Source organism: Kitasatospora sp. NPDC096140 (assembly GCF_040303045.1).
GTDB lineage: Bacteria > Actinomycetota > Actinomycetes > Streptomycetales > Streptomycetaceae > Kitasatospora.
The window spans coordinates 68,967-82,893 of sequence record NZ_JBEOUW010000042.1 but is presented as its reverse complement, the minus strand read 5'-3'; the positions used below and the strand labels follow the sequence as shown (position 1 = coordinate 82,893).

Annotated in this window: 12 protein-coding genes; 5 read left to right on the top strand and 7 right to left on the bottom strand. The window is 75.7% G+C overall.

The annotated features are described in order from the left end of the window. Positions 1-236: 236 nt before the first annotated feature. The 3 genes from ABT048_RS32980 to ABT048_RS32970 form a co-directional block, all read right to left on the bottom strand. Positions 237-1,409: an MAB_1171c family putative transporter gene (locus ABT048_RS32980; RefSeq protein ID WP_350525242.1), complete on the bottom strand. Its 1,173-nt coding sequence runs from the start codon at positions 1,407-1,409 to the stop codon at positions 237-239. Then, on the bottom strand, positions 1,406-1,954 hold the full coding sequence (locus ABT048_RS32975; RefSeq protein WP_350525241.1) for a hypothetical protein: 549 nt from the start codon (positions 1,952-1,954) through the stop codon (positions 1,406-1,408). The genes ABT048_RS32980 and ABT048_RS32975 overlap by 4 nt, the downstream gene beginning before the upstream one ends. Before the next feature lie 89 nt (positions 1,955-2,043). Then, positions 2,044-2,538 carry a hypothetical protein gene (locus ABT048_RS32970; protein WP_350525240.1) on the bottom strand — a complete coding sequence of 165 codons (495 nt, stop codon included), beginning with the start codon at positions 2,536-2,538 and terminating at the stop codon, positions 2,044-2,046. A gap of 186 nt (positions 2,539-2,724) precedes the next feature. Between ABT048_RS32970 and ABT048_RS32965 the strand changes: the two genes are divergently transcribed. Continuing rightward, positions 2,725-3,120 (top strand): PIN domain-containing protein, encoded by a 396-nt coding sequence (locus ABT048_RS32965; RefSeq protein ID WP_350525239.1) that lies wholly within the window; start codon positions 2,725-2,727, stop codon positions 3,118-3,120. A gap of 40 nt (positions 3,121-3,160) precedes the next feature. Here the strand turns inward: ABT048_RS32965 and ABT048_RS32960 are convergent, their stop codons facing one another. Continuing rightward, on the bottom strand, positions 3,161-4,876 hold the full coding sequence (locus ABT048_RS32960; RefSeq protein WP_350525238.1) for a TROVE domain-containing protein: 1,716 nt from the start codon (positions 4,874-4,876) through the stop codon (positions 3,161-3,163). 262 nt (positions 4,877-5,138) lie between these two features. Between ABT048_RS32960 and ABT048_RS32955 the strand changes: the two genes are divergently transcribed. The 3 genes from ABT048_RS32955 (at position 5,139) to ABT048_RS32945 (ending at position 8,220) form a co-directional block, all read left to right on the top strand. Continuing rightward, positions 5,139-5,342, top strand: coding sequence for a hypothetical protein (locus ABT048_RS32955; protein ID WP_350525237.1), 204 nt, complete (start codon positions 5,139-5,141; stop codon positions 5,340-5,342). Then, positions 5,339-7,609, top strand: a complete 2,271-nt coding sequence (locus ABT048_RS32950) for a heavy metal translocating P-type ATPase (RefSeq protein ID WP_350525236.1) — start codon at positions 5,339-5,341, stop codon at positions 7,607-7,609. The genes ABT048_RS32955 and ABT048_RS32950 overlap by 4 nt, the downstream gene beginning before the upstream one ends. A gap of 86 nt (positions 7,610-7,695) precedes the next feature. Beyond that, positions 7,696-8,220: a copper chaperone PCu(A)C gene (locus ABT048_RS32945; RefSeq protein ID WP_350525235.1), complete on the top strand. Its 525-nt coding sequence runs from the start codon at positions 7,696-7,698 to the stop codon at positions 8,218-8,220. Between the two features lie 28 nt (positions 8,221-8,248). On the opposite strand, the gene ABT048_RS32940 is transcribed toward ABT048_RS32945, so the two are convergent. Continuing rightward, positions 8,249-9,301 (bottom strand): Acg family FMN-binding oxidoreductase, encoded by a 1,053-nt coding sequence (locus ABT048_RS32940; RefSeq protein WP_350525234.1) that lies wholly within the window; start codon positions 9,299-9,301, stop codon positions 8,249-8,251. A 168-nt stretch (positions 9,302-9,469) separates the two neighbouring features. Then, a complete protein-coding gene (locus ABT048_RS32935; protein WP_350525233.1) occupies positions 9,470-10,345 on the bottom strand; it encodes a universal stress protein in 876 nt (291 codons plus the stop codon). A 336-nt stretch (positions 10,346-10,681) separates the two neighbouring features. On the opposite strand from ABT048_RS32935, the gene ABT048_RS32930 reads away from it, so the two are divergent. After that, entirely contained in the window at positions 10,682-12,379 is a 1,698-nt protein-coding gene (locus ABT048_RS32930) for a sensor histidine kinase (RefSeq protein ID WP_350525246.1), read from the top strand. A 150-nt stretch (positions 12,380-12,529) separates the two neighbouring features. On the opposite strand, the gene ABT048_RS32925 is transcribed toward ABT048_RS32930, so the two are convergent. Next, complete coding sequence (locus ABT048_RS32925; protein WP_350525232.1) at positions 12,530-13,897, bottom strand: carotenoid oxygenase family protein; 1,368 nt, start codon at positions 13,895-13,897, stop codon at positions 12,530-12,532. Positions 13,898-13,927 lie beyond the last annotated feature (30 nt).

Here is a 13,927-nt window from a genome sequence, read left to right as displayed (position 1 = left end):
AGATCACCGCCGTCTCCGCCGCCGGCCTCACCGACGGCACCATGCACGTCCAGACCCTCGCCAACGGCAAGGTCTACGACAACCAGCGCAACACCGACGGCAACTGGACCGGCGCAGCCCTCCTCGACGACAACGGCCAGATCACCAACATCTCCGCCGCAGCCATTCCCGGCTGATCCTCGGGGGGCGACGCGCGCCGGGGCCCTGCGGCACAGGGCCCCGGCGCGCGTTCCGGCTCACGGGCACAGCCGGTCGCCGGCGGGTCGCAGGCTCCGCGCGGCGCAGGTCACCCGCTCGGACCTGACCTTCGCCGCCACCTTCCGGCACCAGTCGATCTCGTCGGTGAGTTCCTTGCTCCCGAGCGTCAGCGCGCTCCCGGTGCCCCGCGGTGCCGCACCCACGAGGTTCGCCTGCAGTGCGACTGAGAGCAGGACGGCCTCAACAGCGGCGTCCAGATCCGTCCCCGACGGCATGGTGGCGGACAGCATGCGTTCGGCCTGGTCCCGGTCGGACGGGGAGAGGTGCCGGTCCAACGCCAGAACGCCGTCGTGGATCTCGATGACGTAGCGGTAGAGGACGAGGTCAGGTTCCGACCGGAGCTTCCGGGGCAAGGGGAGCACGGTCTCGGGCGTCGCCGCCTTCACCATGCTCCACAGGGGTCGGATCGCACGCACCTGCCGCCATGCCCGTCGGCGCCGGATCAGTTCGGAGAGTGACGGCCACGTCATTCCGGTGATCATCAGGAGGACGCAGGAGGCCAACAGCACCTGGGTGGTGGCCACCGCGAGTGCGGGGTCGAGGTTCCGCCACCCCAGCGTGCCGAGCAGCAGGTACACCGAGCGGTGGACGACATAGAGCAATCCGGCCAGCTTGGCCAGCCCCACGAGCGTCATGAAGGTTCGCGAGGACCCCGGCATCGCGTGCCGACCGTACTGCCAGCACAGCCTGGTCCCGATCACACAGCCGATGGAGATGTATCCGAGGAAGACCGCCCAGTAGGCGTCCGTCAGCGGCTGGCCCACGTCGGCCGTCAGCAGGTCCGCCTCGCCGTCCGGGCGCGGCATCGCCGCGAAGAGGCCGGTGAGACCGAGCGTCGAGCCTGCCAGGAAGGCCCAGCGGAGCGGGGAGAGTCGACCGGGGGCCTCGGTGGCCTCCCGGACGAACTCGAAGAAGGCCGTCACGGCGCACAGGGCCAGGATGTGAACGAGGAGGTTGGTGACGCTCCGAACGCCGATGGCCTCGTCGATCACCCTCCGGACGGCGGGCACGCCGATCACGAACGAGACGGCGAACATCGCCCACATCGCCCAGAGCACCCGATCTCGCCGGTCCGCCGACGCCAGACCCCTGGCCTTCCACAGGGCGATCAGTGAGATCGGCGGAACCACGATCAGGTCGAACAGTCTCATGTCGACCTTCCGCGTCCCGAGCGGGTGAAGGCGTCGATGACCCGCCTGAGCGTGTTCGCGTCCTCGGTCGGCGCGGTCGGCGCGGTCAGCGGTGCCACGTTGAAGTGCTGCCACATCATGGACGCCAGCAGTTCGGCTTCCCTCTCCTGCCGGTCGGCCGCTCCGGACCGACTGCGGGCGAGCAGCCTCACCGCCATGGCCGGGTCCAGGTCGGGGAAGAGCTGGGCCAGCATCTCGGGTGCGGCGCCGGACGGCCGGCGGTGGTCGAGCAGCATGTGCGCCAGTTCGTGCAGGATGATGTGGGTCTGGTGGACGCCACTGGCCACGGGCGCGTAGTAGACGTGGTCCACCGCCCCGAACGCCACCCACAGGCCGCACACTCCGGCGTCCGCCGGCCGGGGCATCGGGAGCAGCCGGAGCGGCCGGCCCCGAAGCGCGGCCACGGCCTCACACAGGTCGGCGAGGCGGAACGGCCTCGGAAGGTCGAAGCGCCGGAGCAGCTCCGCGAACCTGCCCGCCTGGTCCTGACATTCATCGACGTCCATACCCGTTCCCCCCGGATCCGACGAGCTGACCTGCCGTCAGCCGTGATCATTATGGCGGACCGCTCTGGAACGGCCTGACGAAACGCAGGTCACGCCCGTTTCCCGGGTCCCTCCTCTTCGGCCCCGCGCTCCAGCGCGCCGCCCTGCTCGACGAGTGACCGCACGATGTCCAGGCCCTGGCTGGACATCGTGGCCAGGTCGGCGGCCCGGAGAGCCACCGACCGCACGTCGTTGGCGCGCATGGCGGAGATCAGCGACAGCTGGGCGGAGACCCTGGCGGCGACCTCGTCGTCGATGAAGTAGGCCTGCGGCACGCCGAAGAAGTCACCCAGGGCCCGCAGGGTCGACACCGTGGGGTTCGACGCCTTGCCCTTGACCAGCGTCCACAGGCGTCCGACCGAGAGCTTCGGTGCGTTGGGGCCGCTCTGCCGGATGCCGTCCACGACTTCCTGCAGCGTGAACCGCCGGCCCAGCGGCTGCACGTGCTCGAACAGGTACTCCACGCGTCGTCCCAGCAGCTCCGCCTCCGGGTCCGCCTCGTGCCCGGCGTCCTCCCCGTCGAGCGGTTCCTTCTCGTCGTCCATCGCTGTCCCGCCCCTGGTCGGATCCGGTGGGGCTCGTCCACCCCGTATGAAGGCAATGTACCCAGCTCGCCGCAAGCACCGCTGGACGGGCCGGTCACGGCACCGGCTACGGCTACGGCTACGTCACGGAGCCGGTCGCGGCGCCGGTTCGGCCGGGGGCGGTGCGGGGTGGCAGGCTTGGCGGTCATGGGACACGAGAGCAGGCCGACGCTGCTGGTGGTGGACGGCGCGAACGTGGTCGGGTCGGTGCCCGACGGCTGGTGGCGGGACCGGCGGGGCGCCGCCGAGCGGCTGCGGGACGCGCTGGTCGCCGTCGCCGAGCGGGGCCTGCCGGACCGGCCGGGCCCGTTGGAGGTGGTGCTGGTCGTGGAGGGCGCGGCCCGGGGCGTCACCGGGCTGCCCGCGGTGCGGGTGGTCGAGGCGAGCGGCAGCGGGGACGACCGGATCGTGGAGCTGGTCCGGACGGCCCGCGCCGAGCACCCCGAGCGGGACTGCCTGGTGGCCACCGCCGACCGCGAGCTGCGCGCCCGCGTCGGCGCGCTGGGCGCCGCGGTGACCGGGCCGCGCAGCGTACGGCCCTGATCCACCCCGGGGCCGGACGATCCGCCCCGGGGCCGGGCGGTCAGTCCCAGGGCCAGGCGGCGCTGTCGCCGCGCTCCAGCAGGGGGATCAGCGCGAAGGACGCGTCGCTGAGGCCGCCGAAGGTGTAGCGGTGCGGGCCCGGGGCGCTGTGGCCGGCGGCGTAGCCCGCCAGGTTCCAGGTGTAGACCGGGACACCCTCGGGGACGGGCGCGAAGACGTTCTGCGACGGCCAGTGGGCCTGCTCGTCGGTCACCACGACCACCCGGTCGTGGTCCCGGTAGTGGGCCCGGACCGCGGCGGCCGTGGAGGTGCCGCCCAGGTTGCGGAAGCGCCGCAGGGTCTCCATCACCGACGCCTCCGGCTGGACGACCCCGCTGCCGGTGCCGAACTGCACCAGGTCGGCCTGCTCGGCCCGCACGGCCAGCGCGGTGCCGAAGACCGCGGCGGTGTCGGCCCGGTTGAGCCGGCTCCGGGCCGACGGCTGGTCGAACATCGAGCCCGAGCGGTCCACCAGCACCAGGGTGCGGCCCGGCAGCGCGGGCACCCCGGCCAGCGAGTGGCCGAGGGCGGTCTCCAGCGCGTCCGACCAGCGGGAGGAGTGCGACGACTTCGAGGGGCGCGTGGCCCGGTGGGCGGCCAGGAAGCGGAACGGGAACTGCCGGGAGCGCCGCACCTCCTCCGGGTCGGCGATCCGGCGGGCCACCGCCGCGGCCACCTCGTCGGCCACGCCCGCCTGGTCGAAGTTGCGCAGGTTGCGGACCAGCGCCATCGGCCCCATCGAGGGGATGACGGCCTCCCAGGCGGCGGCGTCCAGCGGGCCCTGCAGCCAGCCGGCCAGCGCCTCCCAGGTCATCCCGGCCTCCGCCAGGCGCTCCACCCCGCCGGGTTCGGTGACCAGCGCCCGGCGGTCGGCCGGCGGGACGTCGAGCAGGGCGTGGTGGGCGGTCAGCAGGCGCTCGTCGGCGGGGGGCAGGGCGTGCTCCGGGCGGTGGCGGCGGTCCAGGGCGTACCGGAAGAGCGCGCCCTGCCAGGGCTTCGCCGGGTCGGGCGCGGGGTGGGTGAGCTCCAGGACGTCGCCGAAGCGGAAGGCGTGCGAGGGGGTGTCGTACTTCAGCAGCGCGCGGCCGGTGTAGAGCCGGCGGGCGGCGTCGCCGATGCCGCGGCGCAGCGGCTGGGGCAGTCGGCGGCCGTACCGGTCGGTCCAGTAGGCGAGCAGTTCGCCGGGTTCGTCGGGCCGTTGGAGCACGGCGTCGACGGCCTGCCGGGAGTGTCCGGCGGCGCCGGCCGCGGCCCGGGCGTGGACGAACTCGGCCGCCCCGACCACCGCGGCGGTCCGGATCCGGGCCTCGGCGCGCAGCCAGCGCAGCAGGCCGAGGGTCCACTGCGGGTCGCTCACGGCGTGCTCGCGGATCAGCCGGACGTAGCGTTCGTCGCGCTCGGCGGCCGCCTCGTAGAAGCTCTCCTGGCCGAACAGGTGGGTGACGGCGAGGAGGAACAGCTCGGACTTCGGCTCGCGGACGTACCCGGTTCCGCCCTGGTGGTTGGTGACCGCCGTGCCCGGGGCCCTGCTCGGGGTGGCCGGCTTGCGGGAGAGGAAGGGCGGCGGCGCCGACCGCAGGTGCGCGACCTCGGGGACCGGCCACTGGCCGTCGGTGGCGAGCGGGGAGGACACCCCGCGCCTGGTGAGTCCCGGTAGTTCTCGCCGGATCTCGGCCCTGGTGTCGGCCTTGGTCCGTTCGCGGCTGAACCGGGTCATGCAGAGGTCCCCCTGGTGGGTGGTCAGGCTGGGGAAGGGAGGGTGCGGGCGCACGCCGAGGCGGGCGCCTCCCGGGATCGAAGTGGCACCGGGGGCACTTGTTTTTGTCAGATGAAGTAACCGGGGCCGAGCGCATCGGGAGGCGCCGTCCCGGACGCTACTCCGTCGGGCCCGGCCCGTCATCCGATTATTTCCGAGGCCTGCGCGCGGGATTCTCGGAGCGTACGGGAACCGATCGCGGGGCGCGTCCGACTGCTGTGGGGTGAGTGCGAAATCGCCGGGTGTCCGGCCGTCGAGTGTGCTGGCGGGGTTCGCCCTGCTGCTGGTGGTGGTGTTCGTGGTGGCCTACGGGGTGGGCCGGCAGGTGGGGCCGGTGGCGCCCGGGCTGCGGCCGGGCAGCGGCGGTGCGTCGCCGGGGACGGGCGGGCACGGCATGGACGGGCACGGCATGGGCGGGACGCGGTGAGCGCGGTCGCGGGCGCCGACGCCCTGGTGTCCACCGACCTCGCGGTGGGCGGGATGACCTGCGCGGCGTGCGTGGGCCGGGTGGAGAAGCGGCTGGGCCGGATCGACGGGGTGACGGCCGGGGTGAACCTGGCGACCGGGCGGGCCCGGGTGCTGCACCCGGCCGGGGTGCCGGTCGAGGATCTCGTGGCGGCGGTCGAACGGGCGGGCTACACCGCCGAGTTGGCGCCGCGGGGAGCACCGGTCGGCGGGCCGGTGGAGGAGCCGGACGAGCGGTGGCGGCTGCTGGTCACCGCCGTGGCGGCCGTCCCCGTCCTGGTGCTGTCGATGGTGCCCGCGCTGCAGTTCACCGCCTGGCAGTGGGTCTGCTTCGCACTCGCCGTCCCGGTGGTGACCTGGGGCTCGGCCCCGTTCCACCGGCGGGCGTGGCAGGGGCTGCGGCACGCGGCGGCGACCATGGACACGCTGGTCAGCCTCGGCGTGGTGGCCTCCTTCGGCTGGTCGGCGTACGCGCTGGTGTTCGGCGGGGCCGGGGATCCGGGCATGCGGATGCCGTTCTCGCTGACCGCCGACGGCGGCGGCGCGGCGCACGTGTACCTGGAGGCGGCGGTCGGGGTGCCGCTGTTCGTGCTGGCCGGGCGGCTGCTGGAGGGCCGGGTGCGCCGGCGCAGCGGATCCGCGCTGCGGGCGCTGGCCGAACTGGGCGCCAAGCAGGTGTGCCTGCGCGGCGCGGACGGCGAGGAGCGCCCGGTGCCCATCGAACTGCTGCTGCCCGGGCAGGAGTTCGTGGTGCGTCCGGGTGAGCGGGTGGCCACCGACGGAGTGGTGGTCGAAGGCGGTTCGGCCCTCGACCTGAGCCTGCTGACCGGGGAGAGCGTGCCGGTCGAGGTCGGGCCCGGGGACCGGGTGGCGGGCGCGACGGTGAACGTCGGCGGCGCGCTGGTGGTCCGGGCCACCGCCGTCGGCGCGGACACCCAACTGGCCCGGATCACCGCCCTGGTGGCGGACGCCCAGGCCGGCAAGGCGCGGGCGCAGCGGCTGGCCGACGCGGTGGCCGGGGTGTTCGTGCCCTGCGTGCTGACGATCGCGGCCGCCGTACTGGGCTTCTGGCTGGGCGCGGGCGCCGCCCCGCAGGCGGCGGTGACGGCAGCCGTCGCGGTCCTGGTGGTGGCCTGCCCGTGCGCGCTCGGGCTGGCGACGCCGACGGCGCTGCTGGCGGCGACCGGGCGGGGCGCGGAGCTGGGTGTGCTGGTGCGCGGCCCGGAGGTGCTGGAGAGCCTGCGCCGGGTGGACACCGTGGTGCTGGACAAGACCGGGACGCTGACCACCGGCCGGATGGAGCTGGCCGCCGTGACCGCCGCCGACGGCGTCGCACCGCAGGAGGCGCTGCGGCTCGCGGGCGCGGTCGAGCACCGCTCCGAGCACCCGATCGGCCGGGCCGTCGCGGCCGCCGCCCGGGAGCGGTGCGGCGAGCTGCCCGCCGTGGACGGCTTCGCGGCCGCCGCCGGGCTCGGGGTGTCCGGCACCGTCGAGGGCCGGGCCGTCCGGGTGGTGCGCCCGGACGACACCGCGCTGCCCCCGGACCTGGCCGAGGCGGTGGCGCAGGCCGGGGAGGCGGGCCGGACGGCCGTCGCCGTCGAGCTGGACGGGCGGCCCGCAGCCGTCCTGGCGGTCGGCGACACGCTGCGCTCGGGCAGCTGGCGGGCGCTGCACCGGCTGCGCGGGATGGGCCTGGAGGCCGTCCTGCTCACCGGGGACGGACCCGGAGCCGCCCGCGCGGTGGCGCGGGACCTGGGCATCGAGCGGGTGGTGGCCTCGGCCTCGCCCGAGCACAAGGCCGAGGTGGTGGCCGAACTGCGCGCCGCCGGACGGACGGTGGCGGTGGTCGGCGACGGCGTCAACGACGCGGTCGCACTGGCCTCGGCCGACCTGGGGGTGGCGCTGGCCTCGGGCAGCGACGCCGCGATCGGCGCGGCCGGACTGACCCTGGTGCGCGGCGACATCGAGGCGGTGGTGGACGCCGTTCGGCTGGCGCGGCGGACCCTCGCCACGATCCGGGCCAACCTGCTGTGGGCCTTCGGCTACAACCTGGTGCTGATCCCGCTGGCCGCGCTCGGGCTGCTCAACCCGATGCTGGCGGCGGTGGCGATGTCGCTGAGCTCACTGCTCGTGGTGGGCAACAGCCTGCGGCTGCGGACCTGGGAGCCGGGGCGGGGCGGACCGGCGCGCGGGGGGCGCCCGCGCGGCCGGACGGGGGGCCTCCGGTGAGCGCGCGGGAGACGGCCGGGCGGCGCGGCGGAGGTCTGTCGGTGCGCACGCGGGAGACGGCCGGGCGGCGCGGCGGAAGCCTGTCGGTGCGCACGCGGCAGCGGCTGGCGGCCGTGGGACCGCCGGTCGGCGCGGCCGCGCTGGCGCTGGTGCTGCTCACCGGGTGGACGGCGGTCGGCGGGGCGGGCCGCACCCGTCCGCTGGAGGCCGGGCCGGGCTGGGTGCTGCTCCCGGCGGCGGGCGCGGCCTCGGCCGCGACGGCAGCCTTCTTCACGGTCCGCAACCCGGGTGACGTTCCGGACGAACTGATCGGCGCCCGCTGGGAGTTCGGCGGCAGGATCACGCCGAAGCGGCACCTCCACCAGGGCGCGGCGGGCCGCTGGGAGCCCGCGTCGTCGCTGGCCGTCCCGGGCGGCGGCGAGCTGGCGATGTCCCCGGAGGACGCCGACCTGATGATCGCGGACCCGCCACCGCTGCGGGCCGGCCAGTGGGTGGAGTTCACCCTGACCTTCCGCCGCAGCCCCGAACTGCGGCTCAGGGCACAGGTGCTGGCGCCGTCCGACCGGCCGCGCACCGAGCAGCCGCGCACCGAGCAGCCGGGTACCGAGTAGCCGCGCACCGAGCGGCCCGCCGGACCGCTCAGTCCCCCGCCGGCCCGTCCAGCGTCTCCGTGACCGGGCGGCGGGGCGTGGCCACACCCGGTGGGCCGTAGCCGACCCGCAGCACCACCTGGACGTGCCCCGGCCCCTCCGCCGGATCGCGCAACGCCCAGCGGGTGTCCGGCCACTCGACTGCCTGGTGCCAGACCGTCAGCCGGACGCCGTGCACGGTGGCCAGCAGCCAGACCCGTTCCAGGGCCTGGCCGGTGTGCAGCCAGTCCGGCGGGCCGTCGCCGGGGGTGGTGAGGGTGCACAGCTGCGGCAGCGCCTCGAAGCGGTGGGAGGGCTGCGCGGGTGCGAGCGGCGGGCGGCCGGCGAACTCGCGCATCGGCACCCGGGCGTCGTGGTCCTGCGAGCCGAGCGCGGACCACGGGATGCCGTCCCCGGCCGCGGCGCCGTCCGTGCGCAGCCAGGCGCGGGACTCGGCGGTGCGGGCCGGGTCGGCGGCGTTGCGGTGCTCGGCCTCGGCGGTCAGGGCCAGTACCCGCCGCACGCCGTCCTCCTCCAGGGCGGCCAGCGCCACGCCCTCCTCACGGGCGGCGGCGATCAGCTCGCCGAGCACCGCCTCGGGCACGTCGCGCTGGGTGAACGGCTCGCGGCTGGAGTGCCGGGCGGCGATGGCGGGGTGGAGGTCGCGGCCGAAGGGCGTCCGCTCCCGGGCCGGACCGGAGAGGTCGAGCACGGCGAGCAGGCCGGGGTCGGCGGCGTCCGGGAGGAGCCGGACCACCGGCTCGCGGCCGAGCCGCCCGGCGGCCACCCGCAGGTTGAACACGGCCGCGCCGACCGCGATGTGCACCGCGGCGCCGACCGGATCGGCCAGCGGCACCGAGCGGCCGGGGTCGGCGTGCACGGCGAGGCCGTGGCCGTCGGGGGTCGGTGCGAAGCGCCAGGGCTGGCTGTTGTGCAGCGACGGCGCCGCTCCGCCGGCGGCGGCGAGCAGCCGCAGCTCGGCCGGGCCGAGCGCCGCGAGCGGGGCCGGTGCCGGGTTCGGGTTCGGGTTCGGCACCGGGGTCGGTGCTTGGGTGCGCGTCATGACGATCCACTCCTTCGGCCGGAGAGCGGTCCACTGGCGCGACCGCGTGGTCCTCACTGCTACCGAGCCTGCGCTCCCGGCCCGGCGGACGACAGAGCCGTACGGCCCCCCGTCCGCCGGGCCCAAGGGCCCGCCCTCGGGCCCCGGTCAGCCGTCAGCCGTCAGCCGTCAGCCGTGCGGGACGACCGCCACCGGGGCCCCGGCGTGGTGCAGGACCGCGTGCGCGACCCGGCCGAGCCGGGGGCCGAAGTCGACCGGGCGGTTGCGCCGGCCGACGACGACCAGCGAGGCCCCGGCCGAGGCCTCGACCAGCGCGCGGGCGTCGCCCAGCCGGACGTCCTCGACCACCTCGACGCCCGGGTACTGCTCGCGCGGGCCGGCCAGGGCGAGCGAGAGCAGCTTCGCCTCCAGCGCCTCCAGCTGCTCGATCTCGCCCGCCGGGACGGCCCCGCCCGCGTAGCCGAACACCGGCGGCAGGTCCCAGCCGTGCACCGCCCTCAGCCGGGCGCCGCGCAGCACGGCCGCACGGAAGGCGAAGTCGAGCACCTCCTCCTCCGTGCCGTGCGCGTCGACGCCGACCACCACCTCGCCCGTGTCCTGCGCCCCCTCGTGGGCGTCGCGCACCACGACCACCGGCACGCCGCTGCGGCCGGCCACCGCCATGCCGACCGAGCCGAGCAGCAGCCCGGTGAAGCCGCCGCGGCCGCGCGAACCGAGCACCAGCAGTTCGGCGTCCGCGGCGGCGGCCACCAGGCCGTCGACCGGCGCGTCCAGTACCGCGTCGGTCTGCACGGCCAGCTCCGGGTGGCGCCCGCGGACGTCCTCGGCCGCCTCGGCCAGGGTCCGCTGGACGACGTCGGGCAGGTCGTCGGGCTCGGCGAACGAGGAGACGCCGTCGGTCAGCCACGGCCACGCGTGCACCAGCCGCAGCGACGCGCCCCGGCGCACCGCCTCCCCGGCGGCCCAGTGCACGGCGGCGGTGCTCTGCGGCGAGCCGTCGACCCCGGCCAGTACGGTTGACGTCAACTCGTTCCGCTCGGTCATGAGCGTCCTCCACGGTGTCGCGTTCGGCGGTTCGGGCGCAGGATACGGCGCGTGCTGACGCCCCGTCCGCTCCGTCCCCACCCTGTCAGCCGCGCCGTACCGGCGGCAGGGGCCGCAGGGCCCCCGGGCTCGGGACCAAAGGCCCGATCCGGCGGAGCCCGGATCCGACCCCGCCGTACCGCTCACCGCCCCGCGGGCACTACCGTGAACGGGGAGATCCCGCTGGTCGGACGGCACCCGAGCCGGGCCGGGGGCGGGCTCGGCCGGTCAGGGCGCAACACGAGGAGGACAGCGGTGGGCGGAGCGGACGGCAGCGCGGCGGGTGGCGGCGCGCGGATGCCCCGGCTGCGCCTGGACGAGCTGCTGGAGGAGCTCCAGTGGCGGATCGACGCGGCGCGCGGGACGCAGAACCGGGTGCACAGCCTGCTGGAGGCGGTGCTCGCGGTCGGCCGTGAGCTGGATCTGGCCCAGGCGCTGCACCGGATCGTCGAGGCGGCGGCGGACCTGGTCGACGCCCGCTACGGCGCACTGGGGGTGATCGGTCCGGACGGGCACTCGCTGTCACAGTTCCTGACGGTCGGTCTGACCGACGAGGAGATGGCCGCGATCGGCCCGCCGCCGTCCGGTCGGGGCATCCTCGGCGAGCTGATCCGCGAGCCGCAGCCGCTGCGCTGCCCGGTGCTGTCCGACCACCCGGCCTCGGTCGGCTTCCCCGCCAATCACCCGCCGATGCACACCTTCCTGGGGGTGCCGGTCCGGGTGCACGGCGAGGTGTTCGGCAACCTCTACCTCACCGACAAGCGCGGCGGGCTGGACTTCGACGAGGACGACGAGGCGGTGATCTCCACCCTGGCGGTCGCGGCCGGGGTGGCGATCGACAACGCCCGGCTGTACGAGGAGGCGCAGCTGCGCCAGCGCTGGCTGCGGGCCAGCACCGAGATCACCCGCAGCCTGCTGTCGGGCGCGCCGCGCCTGGAGGTGGTCGAGCTGATCGCCCGGCGGGCCCGGGAGATATCCGGCGCCGAGCTGGCGGACGTGTCGGTGGCGCTGGCCGGTCCGGAGGAGCGGGCCGAGGAACTGGCCGTGGAGGTGGCCCTGGGCGGCGTGCCGTCGGGACGGCTGGGGGTGACGGTGCCGGTGGACGGCACGCTGTCCGGCGCCGCGTACGCCTCCGGTTCGCCGGTGACCAGTGACGACCTGGCCTGCGACGCCCGGTTCCCGGCCGGCCCGGCGGGCCGGTTCGACGGGCTGGGCGCGGCGGTGGCGGTGCCGCTGGGCACCGGCTCCGGGTACGGGCGGGGCGTGCTGCTGCTGGCCCGGGCGCAGGGGCAGCCGGCGTTCGGGCCGGAGGAGACCGGCCCGCTGCTGGGCTTCGCCGACCAGGCCGCGCTCGCCCTGGAGCTGGCCGAACGGCGGCGTGACGCCGAGCAGTTGAACCTGCTGGAGGACCGTGACCGGATCGCCCGGGACCTGCACGACCTGGCGATCCAGCGGCTGTTCGCGACCGGGATGACGCTGCAGAGCGCGGGCCGGCTGATCGAGAGCCCGGCCGCCGCGGACCGGGTGGCCCGGGCGGTGGCAGACCTGGACGAGACCATCAAGATCATCCGCTCGACCATCTTCGGCCTGCGCGCCCACAGCGAGCCCGACCGGGGCCTGCGCGCCCGGGCCACCCGGGTGGTCACCGACGCGCAGGGGCCGCTCGGCCTGGCGCCCCGGCTGAGCATGGAGGGCCTGCTGGACACCGACGTGCCGCAGGAGCTGGCCGAGCACGTGGTGGCCGTCCTCGGCGAGGCGCTCAGCAACGCCGCCCGGCACGCGCAGGCCTCCCGGGTCGAGGTGACGCTGCGCGCCCTCGCCGGGCGGGTGGTGCTGACCGTCACGGACGACGGTGTCGGCGTGCCCGAGGGCGGGCGGCGCAGCGGCCTGCGCAACCTCGCCGAGCGTGCGGAGCGGGTCCGCGGGTCCTTCACCGTCGGACCGGCGGAGGGCGGCGGCACCCGGCTGGCCTGGGAGGCCCCGATCGGGTCCTGACGCCCGCACCGCCGGGGCCGGTCGCCCTCCGCCGACCGACGGGCCGCCCGGCCACCCGAGGGTGACCGGGCGGCGACGGGGCGGCGGCCCGGCAGCGGGTTTCCACACCCGGTCCGGGTCAGCCCCGGCCCGTATCAGCCCCGGCCCGTATCAGCCCCGGTCCGCGTCGGCGTCGGGCCCGTGGTCGGGGATCCAGGAGCCGTGGATGCCGGCCGTGACCCGGCGCGGCAGGTGCACGGTGGCCACCCGGTCGAGGCCGGAGGCGTCCAGCACGAGCAGCTGGGAGGCGTCCTGCTTGAGGTCGGAGACGACGGTGAGCAGGTAGCCGTCGTCCTCGCCGGTCGCACCCGCGGCGGGCACGAACACGGCCTCGCTGGGCAGTCGGGCGTCACCGATCCGGCGGATCCGGCGGGCGCCCGTCACCCGGTCGTACTTGACGATGCCGTACTCCCCGTAGCCCTCGTCGTCGGGGAAGGACACGGCGTACTGGTAGCGGTGCTCGGCGCCGAGGTACTCCTCGTTGAGGGTGGGGAACTCCACCGGCAGGTCGTCGATGATCTGCTCGTCGACCGTGCCGGCGGCCGGGTCGACCACCCAACGGCGGTTGAACGAGCGCGAGAGCGGCTCGCTGCCGCGCCCGGGCGCGCCGACCCACCAGTTCCAGGAGCGGCGGAAGCCCTCCGCGTCCACGGTGGGGCCCTCCAGGACGACGCGGCCCAGGCCGTCCTCGTAGGCGTTGCCGACGTGCAGCAGGTTGCCCGGCTCGATGGAGAACCAGCGGATCCGCCCGGCGCCGTCCCCGGCGCGCGGCATGAGGCCGATCCGGGCGGGCTGCTCGTCCCGCCAGCCGTACGGGATACCGGAGTGCTCGGCGGGGTCGAAGGTCACGTTGCCCTCGATGAAGACCACGTGGTGGCGGGTCAGGCCGAAGTCGTGCTTCAGGGCGGCGCTCGCCCCGGGGACCTCGACGCTGCGGATGATCTCGCCCTCGGCGTCGGCGACGTGGTACGTCAGGAACGGCGGGACGGGCGAGGAGCCGAAGAAGTGCAGCTCGCCGGTGACCGGGTCGACCTTGGGGTGCGCGGTCATCGCCGTGCGGAGCCTGCCGCCGAAGTCGTGGGCGCCGACGGTCTCCAGTTCGGGGGTCAGCTCGAAGGGCAGGTTGGCCTCGCACAGCGCCAGCAGCCGCCCGGCGTGCTCGATGACGTGGGTGCCGGCGACGCTGGCCGTCAGGTCCGGGCCGTGCTCGGTCAGGTACGGCGCGCCGTCCAGGGCGGGGGTGTGCACCCAGCGGTTGCGGTACCACTCGGCGCGCCCGTCGCGCAGCCGGATGCCGTGGACCATGCCGCTGCCCTTGAACCAGTGGGTGGGGGTGACGCCGGGCTTGGGGTTGTGGCCGTTGCGGATCAGCCGGCCGCTGAGCTCCGGGGGCAGGGTGCCCTCGACGGTCAGGCCGGTGGCGGTGATCTCGTCGGCGACGGGGGTGTAGTGGCCGGTCAGGTACGGCTTGGCGGTCATGCCGAGAGCCCTTTCGATGGGTGTGACGGT